The sequence below is a fragment of the Marivirga tractuosa genome (assembly GCF_042140215.1).
Lineage (GTDB): Bacteria > Bacteroidota > Bacteroidia > Cytophagales > Cyclobacteriaceae > Marivirga > Marivirga tractuosa_A.
In genome coordinates, this window is record NZ_CP159478.1 from 330,829 (window position 1) to 351,775 (window position 20,947).

18 protein-coding genes and 1 pseudogene are annotated in these 20,947 nt (G+C 35.2%); 15 read left to right on the forward strand and 4 right to left on the reverse strand.

Annotation, left to right across the window (positions count from 1 at the left end; genetic code table 11):
- Positions 1–4: 4 nt before the first annotated feature.
- Both ABWH96_RS01405 and ABWH96_RS01410 read right to left on the reverse strand, forming a co-directional pair.
- On the reverse strand, positions 5–478 hold the full coding sequence (locus tag ABWH96_RS01405) for a regulatory protein RecX (RefSeq protein ID WP_375579763.1): 474 nt from the start codon (positions 476–478) through the stop codon (positions 5–7).
- A 47-nt stretch (positions 479–525) separates the two neighbouring features.
- The gene (locus ABWH96_RS01410) at positions 526–1,674 is read right to left on the reverse strand and encodes an aminotransferase class V-fold PLP-dependent enzyme (RefSeq protein WP_375579764.1); all 1,149 of its coding nucleotides are present in this window, start codon (positions 1,672–1,674) and stop codon (positions 526–528) included.
- A gap of 318 nt (positions 1,675–1,992) precedes the next feature.
- Between ABWH96_RS01410 and ABWH96_RS01415 the strand changes: the two genes are divergently transcribed.
- Complete coding sequence (locus tag ABWH96_RS01415; protein WP_375579765.1) at positions 1,993–3,432, forward strand: hypothetical protein; 1,440 nt, start codon at positions 1,993–1,995, stop codon at positions 3,430–3,432.
- A gap of 173 nt (positions 3,433–3,605) precedes the next feature.
- Complete coding sequence (locus ABWH96_RS01420; RefSeq protein WP_375579766.1) at positions 3,606–3,977, forward strand: nuclear transport factor 2 family protein; 372 nt, start codon at positions 3,606–3,608, stop codon at positions 3,975–3,977.
- Positions 3,978–3,980: 3 nt separating this feature from the next.
- Here ABWH96_RS01420 and ABWH96_RS01425 read toward each other — a convergent pair.
- Positions 3,981–5,606: pseudogene (locus tag ABWH96_RS01425) on the reverse strand (carbon starvation protein A).
- A 111-nt stretch (positions 5,607–5,717) separates the two neighbouring features.
- Between ABWH96_RS01425 and guaB the strand changes: the two are divergent.
- From guaB to ABWH96_RS01460, 7 genes are all read left to right on the forward strand, one after another.
- A complete protein-coding gene (guaB, locus tag ABWH96_RS01430) occupies positions 5,718–7,190 on the forward strand; it encodes an IMP dehydrogenase (protein WP_375579767.1) in 1,473 nt (490 codons plus the stop codon).
- A gap of 151 nt (positions 7,191–7,341) precedes the next feature.
- Complete coding sequence (locus tag ABWH96_RS01435) at positions 7,342–7,761, forward strand: nuclear transport factor 2 family protein (protein ID WP_375579768.1); 420 nt, start codon at positions 7,342–7,344, stop codon at positions 7,759–7,761.
- 94 nt (positions 7,762–7,855) lie between these two features.
- Positions 7,856–8,872: a hypothetical protein gene (locus ABWH96_RS01440; protein ID WP_375579769.1), complete on the forward strand. Its 1,017-nt coding sequence runs from the start codon at positions 7,856–7,858 to the stop codon at positions 8,870–8,872.
- Positions 8,873–9,258: 386 nt separating this feature from the next.
- Entirely contained in the window at positions 9,259–11,301 is a 2,043-nt protein-coding gene (locus tag ABWH96_RS01445) for a M3 family metallopeptidase (RefSeq protein WP_375579770.1), read from the forward strand.
- 421 nt (positions 11,302–11,722) lie between these two features.
- On the forward strand, positions 11,723–12,274 hold the full coding sequence (locus ABWH96_RS01450; RefSeq protein ID WP_375579771.1) for a DUF488 family protein: 552 nt from the start codon (positions 11,723–11,725) through the stop codon (positions 12,272–12,274).
- A complete protein-coding gene (locus ABWH96_RS01455; protein ID WP_375579772.1) occupies positions 12,275–12,751 on the forward strand; it encodes a DUF488 family protein in 477 nt (158 codons plus the stop codon).
- A complete protein-coding gene (locus tag ABWH96_RS01460) occupies positions 12,751–13,413 on the forward strand; it encodes a hypothetical protein (RefSeq protein ID WP_375579773.1) in 663 nt (220 codons plus the stop codon). The genes ABWH96_RS01455 and ABWH96_RS01460 overlap by 1 nt, the downstream gene beginning before the upstream one ends.
- A 175-nt stretch (positions 13,414–13,588) precedes the next feature.
- On the opposite strand, the gene ABWH96_RS01465 is transcribed toward ABWH96_RS01460, so the two are convergent.
- Positions 13,589–15,358, reverse strand: a complete 1,770-nt coding sequence (locus ABWH96_RS01465; RefSeq protein WP_375579774.1) for an adenylyl cyclase — start codon at positions 15,356–15,358, stop codon at positions 13,589–13,591.
- A gap of 228 nt (positions 15,359–15,586) precedes the next feature.
- On the opposite strand from ABWH96_RS01465, the gene ABWH96_RS01470 reads away from it, so the two are divergent.
- The 6 genes from ABWH96_RS01470 (at position 15,587) to ABWH96_RS01495 (ending at position 20,819) form a co-directional block, all read left to right on the forward strand.
- Complete coding sequence (locus ABWH96_RS01470; protein WP_375579775.1) at positions 15,587–15,847, forward strand: UPF0175 family protein; 261 nt, start codon at positions 15,587–15,589, stop codon at positions 15,845–15,847.
- A complete protein-coding gene (locus ABWH96_RS01475) occupies positions 15,847–16,347 on the forward strand; it encodes a DUF3368 domain-containing protein (protein ID WP_375579776.1) in 501 nt (166 codons plus the stop codon). Before ABWH96_RS01470 ends, ABWH96_RS01475 begins: the two co-directional genes overlap by 1 nt.
- A gap of 323 nt (positions 16,348–16,670) precedes the next feature.
- Entirely contained in the window at positions 16,671–18,095 is a 1,425-nt protein-coding gene (locus ABWH96_RS01480) for a TlpA family protein disulfide reductase (RefSeq protein WP_375579777.1), read from the forward strand.
- Between the two features lie 98 nt (positions 18,096–18,193).
- The gene (locus ABWH96_RS01485) at positions 18,194–18,688 is read left to right on the forward strand and encodes a DinB family protein (RefSeq protein ID WP_375579778.1); all 495 of its coding nucleotides are present in this window, start codon (positions 18,194–18,196) and stop codon (positions 18,686–18,688) included.
- Between the two features lie 371 nt (positions 18,689–19,059).
- Positions 19,060–20,604: a glutamate--tRNA ligase gene (gene gltX, locus ABWH96_RS01490; RefSeq protein WP_375579779.1), complete on the forward strand. Its 1,545-nt coding sequence runs from the start codon at positions 19,060–19,062 to the stop codon at positions 20,602–20,604.
- Positions 20,601–20,819: a hypothetical protein gene (locus ABWH96_RS01495; RefSeq protein WP_375579780.1), complete on the forward strand. Its 219-nt coding sequence runs from the start codon at positions 20,601–20,603 to the stop codon at positions 20,817–20,819. The genes gltX and ABWH96_RS01495 overlap by 4 nt, the downstream gene beginning before the upstream one ends.
- The last annotated feature ends 128 nt before the right edge of the window (positions 20,820–20,947 follow it).

Genomic DNA, 20,947 nt, shown 5'->3' on the forward strand with positions numbered 1-20,947 from the left:
ATCTTCAACCAGCCAACTTATTTACCGCCTCCCATACCAAGTCTGACTCATAGCCTTTTTGCAATAAATAGCGAACAGCTTTCTGCTTTTTGATATAAAGATTAGACTCTTTGAGGGTTGTCCATTTTTTTTCAAGCAAAGAATTTATGGTTGCGGAGTAATCTTCATCATCAATCTCTTTCATTCCTATTTTAATGCAGTAATCAGAAATTTTCTTTTGCTCTAAGCCTTGCTTGATTTTTATTCTACCCCATTTTTTTAAGTTAAAGTGTCCCCTCACGTAACTTTGTGCAAATCGCTCTTCATTAATAAAATCTTCTGAAATCAACCAGGCAATCACTTCTTCAACTTCATCTCCATATAAACCCCATTCGTAAAGTTTATCCCTTACCTGCTGTTGGCTTCTTTCTTGCAAAGAACAATACTTAGCCCCTCTGGATTTTCCTTCTTTGATTGTATAGATTAATTGCTTTGCCATAAGTATTATTAGGATAATTAAAAGCGTTTAATTTTAGAGAAACAAAATTAAAAATGCTGATCTAAAACTTTAATCAATGCATTTATATCCTTAGCATTATTATAAACATGAGGCGATATTCTAATGGAACTTCCTCTTGCTGATAAATGAATATTATTGGTTTTAAGGTCATCGAGGAGATTATTTAAATTGACCTTTTCAGGCAAGAATAAACCATATAAATGTGCACTTACCAATTTATCATCATCTTTTTCAATTCCTTTATCTTCCAAATATTTTCTAAGCGGTTGGAGCAATTCAAAACAATAATTTTGAATGTTTTCGGGCTTCCAGTCTAGTATTTGTTCTAAGGCAGATTTAATCATGGGCAAAGCAATGAAATTACTAAACTCACCTACATTATAGCGCATGGCATTTGCTCCAAATTCTTCTGGATATGTGGTGAGTTTACTGAAATCATGGCTATCCTTTCTGGTCATCCAAGAATATTCGATAGGCTCGCCATCATTAAATTTTTCACTGTAATATGCTAAACCAGATGAATAGGGGCCTAAAAGCCATTTGTAGGAAGCACAAATCAAAGCATCAATTTTAAAAGCTTCCACATCCATTGGCAGGGCGCCTACAGATTGGGTACCATCCACTATGAAAAAAGTATTGGTGGCACGGCATTTTTCGCCTATTGCTTTCAAATCAAACTTCAATCCCTCCATCCAATGAATAGAGGACATCACTACTACTGCTGTTTCTTCATTAATGCTGTTGATGATTTTTTCCGTCCATTCCTGAGTTCTGCCCAAAATGGTTTCAGGTGGCTTTATCACTATTAATTCTGCTTGATTATCTTGACAGAATTTCCTTAATGTCAAATGATCGCTGGGGAATTCTTCATTTACTGTAATGGCATGCTGTCCCTTCTTTATGGGTACATTTCGAATGGCATTCATTAAACCATAAGAAGCTGAAGGTATAAGGGCTATTTGTTTAGAGGGCGCGCTTATCAATTTTCCAAAAAGCGATTTTACTTCTTCAGCGGGCTGAAAAAAATCTGTTTCCTTTATAGATGTTGGGTCAGTTTTCCTCATCACTCCTGCAATCCCTGCCTGTTCAACAGCTTTTAAATTAGGCGACATATAAGCCCCGTTCAGATAGTGGATATTATCTGGTAGATTAAAAAGGTGTTTTTGGTTTTCCATATCGGAAGTTACAAAAAATGAAAACAGATGATATTAATAAGCTCAAATTTCAGCTGAAATATTATTCAGTCAAATTAATCATGCTAATAATAATTAAACCTTTACAATAATCAATCTTGAATAACAAATAGCCTATCACTTTTTAAAATTGGTAGGAATAGGTAAAGTAGAAGAATATTTCACAAATCGTTGCCCTTATCTCTATGGAGATTCAAAATCTTATAATTACTAAAATGAAAAATATAAAATATTATTTTTTTACAGGTGTATAAAATATTATTTTTTAGTTATATTTATGTGAACCAAATTTAAAATAATATGAAAACACTATCAACCCTAGTATTCTTGGGCACCCTGCTATTATTTAGTTGCAGCCCTGAAACAGAAAATGTAAAAGATGACCAAAGCGGTAAAGTTAATTTTAACTTATCCCTAAGCAATGAAAACGGTCAGTCACGCCAAGTCCTAGCCGTACCGGCTGGTTCCTATTTACAGATCAGCATTGAAACATTAGAAGGTGAACCTGTGCTTGAAGACGAAACTGTAGATATTTTATCATTCAATGGTAATTTTGTGAGTGAACCCCTTGAATTGAACGTAGGGGAGTACTTTTTAACAGAGTTCTTGGTCATCAGTCCTGATGATGAAGTACTTTATGCAACACCAATTTCAGGCTCACCCATGGCTGATTTAGTGAGTAAATCTCTACCACTGTATTTTGAGATAGAGGAAAATAGTTCCATTCAGTTACCACTAGAGGTGATAAACGTTTCATTGCTTCTTCCTGAGGATATCGGCTACATCTCTTTTCCATTTACAGTTATAGACTTTTTCTTTTTAAATGTTTTCAAATTCGATGCAAGTGGAAATAGTTTAACTCATGCAAAAGGAATAATCATTCAAAATGAAGACACAATCAAACGTTTTACGGTAAAACCCACTATAAACACTGTGGCTCTTTCAAATATTGGAAATGAAGAGTTTACTTTAGTGATTACTAAAAAAGGCTTCGCTAGGTATAGTGAAACATTTACCATTGAAAGTTTATTTGAGACCCATGAAAATGGTTTGATTAACATCCAACTAGAGCCGGCATTAACTTTTACTGCTTTACCTTATACATATGGGGACGATGAGGCTGAGTTTGATTTTCAATTTAGCCTTTCCTATGAGGGAGAAATCACTGTTGATTGGGGCGATGGTCATATTGAATCCGACATACCATCTGATGTATATTCAAATGAATTTGCTCATAAATATGGAGATAATTCGGAGTACTTTGTCAGTATTACAGGTGATATTGATAAGATTACAGACTTCTATTCCTATTATGGATCAGGGCCTATTAAAGAAATCACCCTAATTCATTTACCAAATTTAGAAAGCTTCCGAAATGGATTCAATGGGCCAAATATGAGTCCAAAGGTTTTGGACTTTTCAAAAAATTCAAAGCTTAAAGATGTTAATGTTGCGAATAATGCTGAACTGGAAAAAATTATTTTCAAAGATAATAATGTAATCAAAACATTATTAATAGAAGGGTGTGTTCAAATATCAACCACAAACCTAGATGAAATTATTAATCCTATTTATAATTCCGTAATTGCAAGTGGTAGAACTGATGGAGTGATAAGTATCAATGACTACCCTTGGGGTACAGAAACCACCATTGGGCCACCATCAGCGGATGCCTGGACGAAATTTTCAGTTTTGGAAAACGATTATAACTGGACTATCATTACTGTTTTTGAAGAATAAATAAAATAGTAAAAGAGTGGAGAGTTTAGATTTTTTATTTCAAGTCCTGCCTGTCAATAGGTGGGACTTTTTTTACTCCTTGGTTTATTTCCATAGACTATTCTGGAAGGAGAAAAAAAAGACTATATTTAACCCGATGTGTATTGCTTTAAAATGTCGAAAAGTTAATTACTATGAACACTGTAAAACAAATAGCGATAGACTTTTTAGAAATGATAGGCGAAGGAAAAGTGCAAGAAGCCTTCAAAAACTATGTGGCAGAAGGTTTCAAACATCATAATCCTTATTTCAAGGGAGATGCTAAATCTCTAATGAATGCCATGCTAGAGGATGCACAAAACAATCCAGAAAAGGAGCTGAAAATTTTAAGGGCTATAGCAGCTGAAGATTTAGTAGCAGTGCATTCCCATGTTAAGCAAAACCCTAGTGATTCAGGCTTTGTGTTGGTGCATATTTTTAAATTTCAATCTCAAAAAATCGTGGAGCTTTGGGACTTGGGTCAGGAAATTCCTGATGAAATCATCAATGAAAATGGAATGCTTTAATGGCTAAACTTTTATGACCTCATCCTCCTTCTTCAAACACCTTTTAGCTAAAACTAATAATACAATCGCCAGTACAAACAATAATCCTGCAATTATAGAAATGCTATAAATTCCTTTTTCAAAATTCTGAAAAGCCAGAAGAAACAATGAACTCAGCGTTACCACAAACATGAAAAACATTGGGATTAATAAAAAGCCGGCTTTCTTGCCTGATTTTATCATCCAGACTGCCACGGCTAATAATGCTAAAGCTGCCAGCAATTGATTTGCAGATCCGAAAATGGGCCAAAGTGTGGTGAACTCACCTGATAATAAAAAAAGTGATGATAAAATGACCACCACTGTGGTGGATAAAAACCTATTTTGAGTTACGCTTCGAACTTTTGGATTTTCAGTTTCCTCAAAAAATTCTTGAAAAGTAAATCTCGCCAAACGAGTGCAAGTATCTAAAGTAGTTAAGGCAAATGCTGAAATGGTTAAGGCCACAAAATTTACGGCTAGGCCTTCTTCAATTCCCAATGAAGAAATCACAAAGCCCATTCCATCAGCAAACATATTCACGGGTCCATCAGCAGATAAACTTCCCACATAATCCGTTCGACTGATCACCATCACAGCACAAACAGAAATAATGGCTAAAAAAGATTCAATCAACATGCCGCCATATCCCACAACTTTTGCATCGGTTTCTTTATCGAGCTGTTTTGATGTAGTGCCCGATGCTACCAAAGAATGAAATCCGCTGATTGCCCCGCATGCAACCGTTATAAAAAGCACAGGGAATAAATACCCAATATCTTCACTTTTGAAAATGATATTGTTATCCATTTTTACTTCCGGATTGGCTACAAAAACCCCGACAATTGCCAACAAAATTAAACCATACAATAAAAAACTACTGAGATAATCTCTCGGCTGCAATAAAACCGACATAGGAGTAACCGATGCCACAAATGCATAAGCCAATAAAAGCCCCACCCAAAAAACATAATTTAATTCAAATGGAATGTTATTTCCCAATATCACAAAGTAATACATCAAGAAAACGCCTACGATGGAAAGCCATAAGAAAGCAGATTTTTTGTGAGCTAATTTTCTATTGAAAAATCCAAAGACAACAGCAAGCAAAATGAATAGAGCGGAAGTAGAAGCCACTCCGGGATTTTTCACAAAAGTTTTTGCAATGATATCCGCAAAAACAGCAATGATGAGAATTAAGGTGGAAAAACTGAAGATCAAAAAAAGTCTTTTGCCACTTCTTCCGATATATTGGTGGATAATGACGCCTATGGACTTCCCTTTGTGTCGCAATGAAGCAACCATACTTCCAACATCATGTACAGCTCCTATAAAAATTCCGCCAATCAAAATCCAAATAACAGCAGGAATCCAGCCAAAAGTTACGGCTATAATCTGCAACTATTGGCCGGCACCTGCAATAGAGGCAAAATGATGACCCAAAACCACCAGCTTATTCGATGGTACATAATCCACCCCATCTGCTTGAGCATGAGCAGGTGTGGGTTTATCATTTTTAATATCAAATTTTTTACTGATAAACCGGCCATAAGTGAAATATGCACTTATTAAAATAACAGCAGATAAAAGTAGTAGCAATGGTAAACTCATATAGAAATTATTTATGAACTGTTAACAAAATAATATTAGCAATAAATTTCCAATAATGGAACTATCTTCGTACTTTTGCCCTGCAAATAATAACAGCAAATTATTTGCATTATGAGCTTAGACACATCCAAATTCGTTTACGAAGCTTTAACATACGATGACGTATTATTGCTTCCAGGATATTCAGAAGTTTTACCGAGAGACACTGACACTTCCACAAAATTAACTAGAAATATAACGCTTAATATTCCTTTGGTTTCCTCAGCTATGGATACCGTAACGGAACATCATTTAGCTATTGCTATTGCATTAGAAGGTGGTCTTGGATTTATTCATAAAAACATGACCATCGAGCAACAGGCTATGGAGGTTAGAAAAGTGAAGCGTTCTCAAAGTGGGATGATTTTAGATCCCATCACTTTGCATATCGAAAGCACCGTTGGTGATGCACTAAAAATCATGAGGGAAAATAAAATCGGAGGTATTCCGGTTGTTGATTCCAACAAAAAATTAGTAGGCATTGTCACTAACCGTGATTTAAGATTTCAAAAGGACGGTAAAGTATCGGTTGAGAAAGTAATGACCAGCGGAAAACTAATCACAGCTGAAGAAGGTATAAATTTAGAAGGTGCCGAAGGAGTCTTGCAAGAACATAAAATCGAAAAATTACCGATTATTAATAAGTCAGGTATTTTAATGGGTTTGATCACTTATAAAGATATTCTGAAGAAAAAAGATAAACCCAATGCTTGCAAAGACGAATACGGAAGGCTGAGAGTAGGTGCAGCAGTTGGGGTTACAGGAGATATTGAAGAACGTATCGATGCTCTAGTGAAGGCCGGAGTGGACGTGGTGACCATTGATACTGCTCACGGGCATAGCAAGGGCGTGATTGATGCCGCAACCAGAATTAAAAAAGCCTACCCAGACTTGGAAATGATAGTGGGAAATATTGCTACACCAGAAGCAGCCAAAGCTTTAGTAGCGGCTGGCGCAGATGCTGTGAAAGTTGGCGTTGGCCCGGGAAGTATTTGTACGACCAGAGTAGTTGCCGGAGTAGGTGCTCCACAATTATCTGCAGTTTATGAAACTTATAAAGCCATAAAAGATACTGGAGTTCCAATTATTGCCGATGGCGGTATTCGTTTTTCAGGAGATATAGTGAAAGCCTTAGCTGGTGGAGCCGATAGCGTAATGATTGGTTCGCTTTTAGCAGGAACTGAAGAAGCACCAGGCGAAATGATTTTATTTGAAGGAAGAAAATTCAAATCTTATCGAGGTATGGGGTCTATTGAAGCCATGAATATGGGTAGTAAAGATCGTTACTTCCAGGATGCTGAAGATGATATCAAAAAATTGGTTCCTGAAGGCATTACAGGTAGAGTTCCATTCAAAGGCTTGGTTTCGGAAGTATTGCACCAAATGATAGGTGGACTAAAAGCTGGTATGGGATATTGCGGAGCAGGAAACCTTGAGCAATTGAAAGAAGCGAAATTCGTAAAAATCACTGCTGCCGGTGTTGCTGAAAGTCATCCGCACGATGTGCATGTAACGAGAGAAGCACCGAATTATAGCCGTAAGTAGATTTAAGATTTAAAGATAAAAGATTTTAGACTTTTGAAAATAGCGTTGGGAAACTGACGCTATTTTTTTGCATTTTAAAGTAAATGGTTTTTTGGTTAGATTTACTTATGTACAATTATCATTTATTGTATATCTAACCAACTATTTAATCATGAAAACTACAACCCTTGAAAAATTTAAGCATTATTTTTCTCCAATAGATTTCACCAACCAATCTATTTTAAACGACATCTATTCTAAAAACATAATCTTCAAAGACCCAATTCACGAAATAGAAGGAATTGAAAACCTCAAAAAATACTTCAATAAACTAAATGAGAATCTGATTGAAGGCTCATTTTATTTTACAGATGAATCGATGGTTGAAAACAAAGTATTTTTAAGTTGGAATATGGGTTTGAAACTAAAAAGACCGAAGAAAAATGTGAAAGCATCTGGTATTTCGGTTCTGATAATTGAAGATAAAATTATCAGCCAAAGAGATTACTTTGATGCGGGAGAGCTGTTCTATGAAAACATTCCTGTTTTGGGAGGAATAATTCGAAGCATAAAAAAGAAATTATCGAAGTAGAAAATCATATAAGCGAGCGATTTAATAATGAAGTAGAATCAAATCTGGATTTTAGATATTGCAGATATTTATTAACTTGATAACTAATTTAAAATTGAAAGGCTGTAAAACAGCTGCCGTACTTGTTGTATATATAAGCATGAAAATTCTAATAAAATTTATTCTATCAATTGTCATTTTCACTTCATGTAGTACTAATGAAGAAACTTTTTGTAATCAATACAACTATAAAAAAAATGAGATTATAAAATCTTTTTTAGATTCAATACAAGCCAATGAAACAAACAATGAATTGTGGAATAATTATTTCCTTATTGGGAAGCTTGAAAATGAGACAAGTCAAATCACTAAGAACCTTTTATCAAACTTTAAACATGAATCAAATAAATTATCTGAAGGCAATTGCCGTGTTTACTTAAATGCATTAGAATATATAGAGACTGGTAAATATCTTAGTAAAAATCCAATTGGGCAATTTAAATCATATATACCAATCTTAACATTTGATAAAAAAGGGAATGTGATAGATGTTAAGGCAATCATTAAATTAAATAATGATAAGACTGATACGGTTACATACGAGGATATTTCTACCCTTAAACCATATGTTAATAATTGGAAACTTAAAAGAACAAAAGCAAATTTGCAGGCAGAAATTAAAGCAAAAAGAATAGAAGATGAAAAGAAGCGGAGACAGCGTATTGAGGATGAAAGGATAGAGGAACAGAGGAGAAAAAGGGAAGAAGAAAGGAAAAAAAGAGAGGAAGAAGCAAAAAGTGAAAAAGAAAGAAATGACATTATATCTAATGCATATTCATCAAAAAAATTAATTAGACTTTTTAGAGGCAATGAGTTAACGGCTAATAAAAATTTTAAAGATAAAAAAATAAGTGTTAAAGGCCGAGTTCAATCTGTAGGTGTTACACTTGGAGACATTTATATTTATCTTGAGGGGGATGCTCAAGGACGAGTTAGTTGTATTATTTCAGAAGAGAATATGATTACAAATTTAAGTCCTGGTCAGATGATTGTGATAGAAGGAATTTGCGATGGTCTTGATATTATCAATTTAGATTTAGTAATAAAAGACACTAAAATTTTATTGTTTTGATTTCAAATAAGTTGATAATCCCATCGATATTAAAATATTTTGTAAAGCATATTAATTTAATGTCAAGTCCTCGCTGTCTTTTGAACTGAACTTCAATAAAGATAACAAAAATTTCCTCTGCGATAACTTTGCGACTCCGCGCCTCCCGACTTACAGTGCGGGACAGGTTATGCGAGACATTTTTTGCGTCAAAGACGCCTGCGTACAAGCTTTATTATATAGTAGAAAAAAGATTAAAAAGAAAACTCAAGTCACAAAGGCTCATCATAAACCACTAATGAATGTCAAAATGAAAAGGCTTCCTCATTTTTTTAATCTTCTCATCCCTTAATTCCGTAATAAACAACTTAAGTTTGCATTCGATATTTTAAAACGAAAAATTTCCCATGGATAACCCATTATTAAAAAACTTTGATACCCCTTTTCAAACTCCTCCTTTTGATAAAATTGAATCCGAGCATTTTATGCCGGCTATAGAAGAAGCCATTAAAGAAGCTAAGCAAGAAATTGAGGACATCACTTCTCAAAGTACAGTGCCTACTTTCGAAAATACTTTGGAAGCAATGGAATTTGCAGGAGAAAAATTAAGCTCAGTAACTTCCATTTTATTCAACCTCAACAGTGCGGAAACCAATAAAAATATTCAGGAAATAGCTCGTGAAGCTTCCCCTATCTTATCGGAATTTGGCAATGATATTTGGCAAAATGCCGATTTATTTGAGCGTGTAAAAACCGTTTATAATCAAAAGGATCAGCTGGAGCTCGACAAAGAGCAAGAAATGCTGTTGACCAAAACCTATAAAGCTTTTATCCGAAACGGTGCCGATCTAAATGAAAAAGACAAAGCCCGATTTAAGGAAATCACAAAAAAATTATCCCAGCTCAGCCTTACTTTTGGTGAAAATGTTCTGGCAGAAACCAATGATTACGAATTGGTGATATCAGATGAAAAAGATTTAAGTGGATTGCCTGATTCTGCTATTCGACAAGCTGCAAATACAGCTAAGGCAAAAGGTAAAGAAGGAAAATGGGTTTTCACTTTGCAAGCCCCAAGCTTCGTTCCTTTTATGGAAAATGCGGATAATCGTGAGTTAAGGGAAAAGCTCTACAGAGCGTATATGTCCAAAGCCAATAAAAATGATGAGCGAGATAATAAAGCGATCATTCAAGAAATCGTAAATCTTCGAAGCGAAAAAGTCAGTCTTTTAGGCTATAACTCTTATGCCGATTATGTGCTGGAAGAACGAATGGCGGAAAGTAAAGATAAAGTGCAAGCTTTTTTGGATGATCTCTTACAACAAGCCTTACCAAAAGCGAAGGAAGAGGTAGCAGAAATAAAAGCATTCGTAAAAGAACTGGGAGATGACATTGATTTACAGCGTTGGGATTGGGCCTACTATTCTGAAAAATTGAAAAAGAAAAAATATGCCATAGACGATGAATTGCTCAGGCCTTATTTCAAATTGGAAAATGTACTGGATGGCGTATTCCAATCGGCTGAGAAATTATATGATATCCGATTTAAAGAAGTCAAAAATATTCCGGTTTATCATGAAGATGTGACCACTTATGAAGTAAGCACCACTTCGGGTGAACATGTAGCCATTTTTTATGCAGATTTCCATCCGAGAGAAGGAAAAAGAGGAGGTGCCTGGATGACGACTTATCGGGATCAATATCGAAAAAACGGAAATGAATTCAGACCCTTGGTTTCCAATGTTTGTAATTTTACTCCTTCCACTCCAGACAATCCTAGTTTATTGACATTCAATGAAGTGACGTCTTTGTTCCATGAATTTGGTCATGCCCTGCACGCCATGTTAGGCTACAGCCGCTACGGCAGCTTGTCTGGAGCCAATGTGTATTGGGATTTCGTGGAATTGCCTTCCCAGATATTTGAAAACTGGTGTTATGAAAAAGAATGCCTTGATTTATTTGCCAAGCATTATGAAACTGGCGAAAAGATTCCACAGGAATATGTGGAGAAAATAAAAGCCAGCAGTACTTATCATGAAGCCTATGCCACCGTAAGGCAAGTAAGTTTAGCACTTTTGGACATGGGGTATTTCAGTTTGGATAGAAATGAAGCTCAAAATATTAAGGATGTAGCTGAATTTGAAGAAAAAGCCATGGCGCCCACAAAATTATTCCCAAAAGTGGAAGGTACGTTAATGAGCACCCAATTCGGACATATATTTTCCGGTGGCTATGCTTCAGGTTATTACAGCTACAAATGGGCAGAAGTATTGGATGCCGATGCTTTCTCTTTATTCAAAGAAAAAGGCATCTTCAATAAAGAAGTCGCACAATCTTTTAAAGACAACATCCTTTCAAAAGGAGGAAGCGAACACCCAATGGAATTATACAAAAGATTCAGAAGAAGAGAACCTAAAATTGAGGCTTTGCTGGAAAGGGCTGGGTTGAAATAAATTCTTTTTAAAAAGTTGATTTAACGAAAGCGTTTCAGGAATTAACTGGAACGCTTTTATTGTGTGGAATTTTAAGGCTTATCGAAAAGGTTCTGGTTTACTAAGGTTTTAATTTTGAAGTTTTTATATTTGGTATGTAACTTAAATTTTAATTGACATTAGATTGATATATTTATTTGATAATAATATGCATCAGGAATGTTGATAGGGAATTGTTGAGGTGCATCCAAAACTAAAGGCGAAAAAATGGAAGATTTAATCAGAAAAAACTTTGAAATAACTACAATTCAGATTGATAAAGAAGTAACTAAGATACGCTACCGTTGGACTTGCGATGCTTGTGGTGGAGATTCTGATACAGGTTGTTTAATGTCAGACCCTCAAGATTGCGTTAGGGGATAAAAATCGTTAAATTTGAAAAATGAGGAATACGACAATTTATTCGATTGGACACGGAAATAAGAAGATTGAGGATTTTATTTCTGAATTAAAATCTTTTGATATCAAGTATCTTCTTGATATTCGCTCAAAACCATTTTCAAAATGGAACCCACAATTCAATCAAAATGAGTTGAAATTTAAACTTAAAGAAAACGGAATCACCTACGTTTTTGTAGGTGATACTCTTGGAGGACTTCCCGAAGATAGAAGTTGTTATGACTTTAATGGAAAAGTTGTCTATGACTTAATCAAGGAAAAGCATTTCTTCAAAAAAGGACTAAATAGACTAACCACCGCAAATGACAAAAAGATTAAACTTGCAATAATGTGCAGTGAATCTAAACCAGAAGAATGTCATAGAAGCAAATTAATTGGACAAGAACTTTTAAAAAAAGATATATCTCTTAACCATATTGTTTCTGCAGAGAGAATTAAATCTCAAGAAACTGTGATGATTGAATTAACTAAAGGTAAAGGAACTGTTGACCTATTTGGAAACGAAATAGACTTTACTTCAAGAAAATCTTACTAAATGGAATTTTTTACAATCGGAGTTTATAACTCAACGGAACATGAGTATTTTAACAAACTCACAGAAAATCGGATTGACACATTTTGCGATATCCGTCAGAGAAGAGGCGTTAGAGGTGCAAAATATGCCTACGTAAATAGCAATAGACTTCAAGAGAAACTAAATGACCTTGACATCAAGTATGGTCATGTTATTGACCTTGCACCAACTAAAGAAATACGGGAGCTTCAAAAAGAAGCAGATGCACAACAAGGTGAACTGAAAAGAGACAGAAACAAACTTGGTAAGGTATTTACAATCGCTTATAAAAATAGGATTTTAAGCAATTTTGACTTTGCCACCTTTATAGATAAGCTTGATGAAGTTGGAGCAAATCGGGTTGTGCTATTTTGCGTGGAAGAAAAACCACAAGCTTGTCATAGGTCAATAGTTACTGATAAACTTGAAGAACTTGGATATAAAACCACTCATTTGTAATGGACGTAATAATTGTATCAAAAACGCATATGTCAAATGCTTCCTGTGTTGGTGGTGTATTAGCAAATGGTCGTTTTGTTAGGTTACTTGACTCCAATGGATTTAACCAAGCTTCTGATACCCAACTTGAAGTAGGAGATGTTTACACAATTACCTTCTCAGAGAGGAATGATACGAGACCACCACACGTTGAAGATATTTTACTAAACTCAATGGAACACAAGTTTTCGTTTTCATCAATCGAAAAAATGGTACAGTATTTAACTGAAAAGCTAAAGGTCAATATTTGGAGAGGTAGCACTGAGGTTTTATTTGACGGAAAATTACAATGGACAAGTGGAGGTAGTGGTTACATTTCGGAAAGTGGAGAAATCCCAGACAATAGTGTTGGGTTTTGGGTTCCAGATAAAGATTTGACCCGAAAGGATTATAACGAAAAAGTAAGATATAGTTATCCCATCAAGTGGAGAAATATATCATTTGTTGGCTTTCAACGTCCAGTTGATAAGATTCCAACAGGAACTTTAGTTCGTGTCTCATTAGCAAGATGGTGGTCACCAAATGAAGATGAAGAAAGATGCTATTTACAATTATCAGGTTGGTATGGCTTACCTGAACCAGAAGAGACTAATGATAATCCAATTGACGATTTACCATTCTGAAAAGTAAAACGTACCTCAACACCATATAAGCGTAATGCGGGGTTAAAAAAATTAAATCAAGCATTTTACTATTAATAAAAATTGAGGATAAGAAAAGTTAAATACTCTAAAACCCCGCACTTATATGCCTTTAACGAACAAATCACTTCAATTCATTGATATAGAAAATCTCATACTATTCCTTCCCTTTAAATCCATCAAACTGTTTAAGTTCGCCCACTTCGGTGGATTCTCCCAATCCATTAATTGAATGATTGATGCCTCCATTGAGTTCAGCGAAGGTTGAGAGATGTGTGATTACTATTCCTGAATTGTCAGGGACTTCCATTGCATTTTCTAACCTGACATTATTGGAGACTGTGGGCTCACCACGGAAAAAACTATAAATACCCAAGCCATAAGCATTATGATTTTCAACGCTATCCGCAACTTTATAAGAAGCATAGCCAGGCTTTCCATTATCATTCCAAACCTCTAAGCTGGGTGGGGAATAGGGGATTTCAGATTGGTAAAAATAAGTTCTTCCGTATTCTCCTTTCCAGAGCGTTTGATATCCTTGGAAGTGCTCATTAAACAGCCCGTAGACTGTTACATGATCCCCATTTACAACAAGTCCGTGCTTATTTTGTCCGTCCATCCATTCAGTTCCCGTACCGTGATCGGCTCGCCATAACCAAAAATGATCGCCAATTACATAATTGCTATTGATAGTTACAGTGGTTTCAGTTTGACCAACTACAGCACCGCCAACTCGGCAATAGATATCATGAAGAGAAATGGGATTACCAGAAAAATCCTCATCAGAATCCTTTGTTCCAATTTGAATCAGGCTTGGAGATAGCTCCGGACCTGCATCTACCATAAAACCGGCTAATTTTACTCCAGAGATATCATGAGTAGCCACCGCAATTTCTCCATTTTGAGGAATAAGTGTTGGAAGTCCAAGCCCGAGTATTACAGTATTAGGATTTGTGATGGTTAGGGTTTCATCTAGTTCGTAAATTCCTGGCGTAAACAGAATATGCTTACCATCAGCTAGGGCTTGATTAATAGAAGAGGAATTGTCTTTGTCGGGAAAAGCGATATAAAATTCAGCTATTGGTATCAGCTCACCCTTCTCATTACGATTCAGCCAGGAAGGACCAGAAGTTTCTCGAAGCAGTTCTGGAACAAATACCGCATAATCTCCCGATTCAGTATAAGTCAAGAACGGTTTTTCTCGAACTACTGGTGTTTTGTCAATTACGGTTGTGGGTTGAGCGGGCCATGTATCATTCGGAGCGCCTTCTACTCCAACAAAAACCCTGTTCCAGTTTCCGCCTTCCCACTTACCGATGCTTGAATTTCTTGTCATCCACTGCTGTCCGGTGGTTAATCCAGCCCGGCCTTCCACTAAAGAATTGGCAAGAACACCACCACTTGCCCAACTTCCTTTATCAAAATTTATATCACCTGCAACATGCATTCTTCGGTAAGGAGCAGCTTGCGAAACTGCCCAATAAACCATTTCGCCATTTTTTGGGACTACCTTGAAATTCTCGGCACCGCGCCAAAACATAGTAGTCACCTTATTGCCACTAGTAGTTGAAGTGGATTGTACTGCTCCATTGATGGTAACATCTTCAGGATATCTTCCTAAACCTAGCGCCTGAACATAATAATCGACCGTCACATCTAAATCATAGCTTCCCGCTTTGAATAATAGTGCATAACGTTCTGAGCCAAACTCATTATATTTCTGCTTTTCGTGTAAGGCTTCAAGTGTCATCTTAATACTATCCAAATCCATAGAATCGTCAAACACAAGAACATTTTTACCAAATATGGAGGTATAGGGAGAGGTATCTAAAACATTAGAATCTTGGGTTGAATCGGAACATCCAGTAGCTATACTTAATAACAGTATAGAGGAAAGGGTGTAGAGGAAATAGCGGATAGAATGCATGGTTAAACAGTTAAAATATGATTTAATGTAGGTAATTATACAACCAAAGTACCATTAAATTGACTTGTTTGCAAAGTGCTTAATCTTGTTCCTAGACATGAGCAAATAGTTGCAAGAATTTTGGGATGAAAATTCCAGATTGTTTACCGTTTTAATTTTGAAGCAAAAATCCCCATAATTGAATTAAACTTTACAGGAAAACGTTAAATTTGAATAAAGGCAAATAAAATGAGTACTCAAACAATTTCCATAGATTTCCCCAATGATATTTTTTTGGCTTTAAACGAGTCAGAAACTGATTTGAAAAAGAGGATTAAATTAACCTTGGCTGTAGAATTATATAAATCACAAAAGTTGACTATTGGAAAAGCAGCTCAGCTTTCCGGAATGACACGCCTAGATTTTGAAAAGGAGCTTTCTAAAAATAGAATATCAATTTCAAATTTGACTGAAGAAGATGTTTTAGGTGATATTGAAAAATTAAAATAATGAATAACGGACTTGTCATTGCCGATGCTGGACCTATTTTTTCATTAGCAATTGTTAATGAATTAGAACTTTTGAATCAACTCTTTAATGAAATAAAAATATCAAAAGCGGTCTGGGATGAAATAACTCTTGACAAAAGCACTGAGTTTTATAATAAAATATCACTCTTTTTTAAAGATAAAGTCAGCCATATTAAAGGTTTTAATGAACTGACATTTGTTATGGATTATGGAGAATCTGAATCTGTAATTTTATATAAAGAACTTAATGCTGATTTCTTGCTAATAGATGATAAAAAGGCTAGAAATATTGCTGAAAACTTTGATATAAATTGTATTGGGACTTTAGGAATATTGTCAGTTTCAAAAGATAAAGGCTTAATAAAAGAATTAAGACCATTATTTCTAACCTTTCTTGATAATAACAGATATTATTCGATCAAACTATTGAATAAAATTCTACAAAGACATAAGGAAGATAAAATAAAACTAAAAGCATAATTGCGAATTATTATGCGCAATATCTATACACAATCGAAAGTATTTTACTTTTTATTTTAATACGAAAGATTTGTAATTTCACTACAAACCATATATACCTGCAATTAAACTTCAAACCCTCCATAAATCCCTAACCTTCTTAATAGCCACAGTCTGGCTAATAAATGGACTTGTTTGCAAAGTGCTAAACCTTGTTCCAAGACATGAGCAAATAGTTGCAAGAATCTTAAGCAAACAAAATTAAATATTTTAAGCATTTCATAAAAACCTTTTACTCTCCACTACAAAATTAGTTATATTTAACTTTCACAAAAATTGCAGATATGAACCACAGCCAAACAATACTTTTATTAGTTCTTAGTTTGATACTTCTTAATTCTTGCAACAGCAAATCAAAAGGTGATGGTTTCCAGCTCAATGGAAAGAGCAACCTTAAAATAGAGAACAAAACTTCAGAAGCTGTTACGATAGCGATTGAAAACTGGTATTTGTTGCCATGGCACGTACAAGAAATAGATACTACTATTTCCGCAGGGCAAAGCTTAGATTTTCAAATTATTACACAGGGCAAAATTTATTTTGACTTAAAAGTTGCGGGACAAAACCATAAAGTTTTTAGCAAGCCAAATGCCCAAAATCAATTGATTATATCGGAGAATGGAAATTTGGAATTTCAAGGCATATTAAAAAGCACCAACCAATTTCTTAAGCAAAAATTTAGTACTACTGGTTCAGATTGGAAACCAAGAGCAAGTTATACTCACGGAGATATAAGTTTTGTTAATTTGATTAAGGTGAATGATTCCATCACAGCTTTGCATCAACAATATTTAACAGAACATAAAAATGAGCTTCCGAATTGGTATGTAAAATTTGAGCAAAAGCGCCTACAATATTTGAATGCGCATTGGAAACTGAATAGCTTGATGTACCGAGTCCGAATGATGAATATGACGGATAGTTTACCCCCTAATTTCTTAAAAAACACAGTAGGCACATTATCCATAAATGATGCTGAAATGCTAGGAAACAATCGCTATATGAATTTTTTAAGTGACTACTTAGCTTTTCTAGGCGATCCATCATACCAAAGTCCAAAACCTTCTTCTTTGGCGGAGTGGATTAAGTTTTACGAAGATGGGTTTGACATTGCCAAGAAAGAATTGGAAGGTGAAGTAAGGGATACATATCTAGCCTTTTCATTGGGAAATATATTGGAGAGAAGAGCATATCTCTTCCAAGCTGAGTGGATAAAAGATATCAATGATCCAAAATTAAGAGAATATGTGAAAGACCTTATGAAGGCTAACCCAGTTTTACCTGAAGGAGCAAAAACACCCTATTTTTTCCTAACGGATAGGGCTGGCAATGAGTACAAAACAAGTGACTTCAAAGGAAAGATTCTGTTGATTAATTTCTGGGCAACTTGGTGTAAACCCTGCATTAAAGAATTTCCAGAAGAAAATAAATTAGTTGAAAAATATAAGGATCAGCCAGTTGAAATTGTCAATATCTGCATAGATTCAGAAGTGGAAAAATGGAAATCATATTTAGATAAGTATAATTTAAAAACCACTAATTTATATGCAAACGGAAACTGGAATGAAAAGCTTCAAAAAGATTTTGGAATTCAGGGTCTCCCGCATAGCACATTAATAGATTGGAACGGAAAGGTAGTGGAGAATAAATGTAGAAGGGCAAGTGAGAACATTGACCTTTTAATAGATGAACTATTGAAAGAAAAGTAGATTTACGTTAAAGGAAACAGATTAATTAAAGATTCTCTTTACCTTAGAATTATATTTTCTCTAAAGTATTTTATTTCAAATTTCTAAAAATCACTAGAATGAACCAAACCCACATAGATTTTGCCAACTACAACATTTGGGCAAACAATAAGATAATTGAAAGCCTATCACAGCTCAATGAAGAATTGCTAAATCAAAAAATCGAAGCTAGCTTCCCTAGTATTATGAAAACCGTTTCCCATCTATGGATGGCTGAAATGGGTTGGTTATCACGCCTTCAAGCTAAAGGATGGGAAGTCTCAGAAATCACTAATTTTTCGGGTACGCCTTATGAGCTGTTCGAATCATGGCAAAAAACTTCTACCGAGTTTAAAAGCTTTGTAGAAAACACAGATTTAGAACAAAAGCTTCCATTTGATCATAAAGGTGAAAGTTATTCCATCCCTTTTCGTGAAATTGCTCAAACTGTTTTTACACACGGCAGCTACCACCGTGGACAAGTCATTATGATGATGCGCCAGCTTGGAATAACAAATGTCCCTAAAACGGATTATATTGAATGGGTTAGACAAAAAGCAAAGGCTAATGACTGAATTTCAAATTCTATTAAGTTAAGACCTATTTCACTGATAAATTTTTCGCTTTAGCGAAAATCCTTTTGTTTTCTTTTGACTCTTTTGTGGTAGGAATTTGCTACCGATGGTATAGATTAACAAACATTACTTTTTAACGACAAAAGAGAAAAGAGAACGCAAAAGTAAATAACCTAGGTTATTTTTCAGGATGAATGATGTTTGATCAATTACAAATATTCCTAAAATTGAGTATATAGAATGGGTAAGGCAAATTGGGTGAATATTGAAGTAATATGTAATTTCCGTCAAGACAATATTTGCATTTTAGTTCAATTTTGAACTAAAATGACTAATTTTGCAGCCCAAATTGCAATAAAAAGAAGAATCTCATGAGTCAAGCTGTACGTGTACGTTTTGCCCCAAGCCCTACGGGTCCGCTCCACATTGGAGGAGTCAGAACGGCTTTATATAATTATCTATTTGCGAAAAAAGAAGGTGGTCAATTTATTTTAAGAATTGAAGACACTGATCAAAACCGTTATGTAGATGGAGCCGAAGATTATATCAAAAGAACTTTAGAATGGTTAAATATCACACCTGATGAAAGCCCTTGGAATGATGCAGGTGAATTTGGCCCTTACAGACAAAGTGAGCGTAAAGACATTTATGCCCAATATGCCCAGCAATTATTAGATGATGATAAAGCCTATTACGCTTTTGATACTTCTGAGGAATTGGATGAAATGCGTGAGCGATTAAAAGCAGCCAGAGTAGACACGCCACAGTACAATGCCATTACACGCATGCAAATGAAAAATTCTTTGACTTTATCGAAAGAAGAAGTCAAAGCAAAATTAGATGCTGGCGAGCCTTATGTGATTCGTTTAAAAGTACCTAGAAAAGAAGAGGTGCGCTTAAATGACAAAGTTAGAGGCTGGGTGATGGTTCACTCTACTCAGATAGATGATAAAATTCTAATGAAATCAGATGGCATGCCCACTTACCATTTAGCCAATGTGGTGGATGATCATTTGATGGGCATTACACACGTAATCCGAGGAGAAGAATGGTTGCCATCGGCTCCTTTGCATGTTTTGCTTTATCAATTTTTTGGCTGGGAAGATACCATGCCGGAATTTTCACATTTACCTTTATTACTGAAACCAGATGGTAATGGAAAATTGAGCAAGCGAGATGCTGAAAAGCATGGTTTCCCGATTTTCCCAATGGAATGGAAAGACCCAGCTTCAGGAGAATTATTAGCTGGTTTTAAGGAAGAAGGCTATCTTCCGGATGCACTTTTGAACTTCTTGGCCTTTTTAGGCTGGAACCCAGGCAGTGAGCAAGAGCTGTTTAATGTGGAGGAATTAATAAAGGAATTCACTTTAGAAAGAATAGGAAAAGCAGGAGCTAAATTTGATATTCAGAAAGCGAAATGGTTCAATGAGCAATATCTCAAAAATAAATCAAACCAAGAATTAGCGGAATACCTTAAAAAGGATGTAGAAGCAAATGGAATTGAGGCTTCTCAAGAAAAATTGGAGCGTATAGTACATGCTTTGAAAGAAAGAGTAACTTTCCCAACTGAGTTTTGGACACAAGGTCAATATTTTTTCAAAAAGCCGGACAGCTATGATGAAAAAGTAGTCAGAAAGAAATGGAATGCCGATGTGGATATAGCTTTAAGTTTATATGCTGATGCTCTTGAAAAAGTAGATCATCTGGATGCAGGTAATGCAAAAGCAACCTTCTCATCTGTTTTAGAAGCCGAAGGAATCGGTATGGGAAAAGTGATGCAATCATTAAGAGTAAGCATCACCGGGCAAGCCGGAGGTCCTGATTTAATGGAGATTATCGAAATATTAGGCAAGGAAGAAATAACAGAAAGGATTCGTTTAGCGTTAGATAAGCTAAAGGATCAAATTTCTGAATGATGCCAAAAAAGAAAGACGATAAAAAGAAAGAGAAAAAGCCCAGTGTTAATCCTAAATTGGAAGGTTTTGATGTAAAAATCGACTCCTTTGGTGAGATTCAAACGAGCTTTGATATTGATAGAATCAACCAGTTTTTGAATAAAGAAGTGGAAGATAAAAAGCTAAAGGATAGGGATGACCTTAAAGATATAAAAAAGAAAGACGAAGAAGAGTAAATTAGTCTTCAATTAATAGAAGAAAGGCAGGAGTTGTAGAAATATTCTATGGCTCCTGCCTTTTTCAATTGGACACCATAGTTATTCAAAAAGTAAAATAAGAATAAATTTATTAGATAAGTTCATTA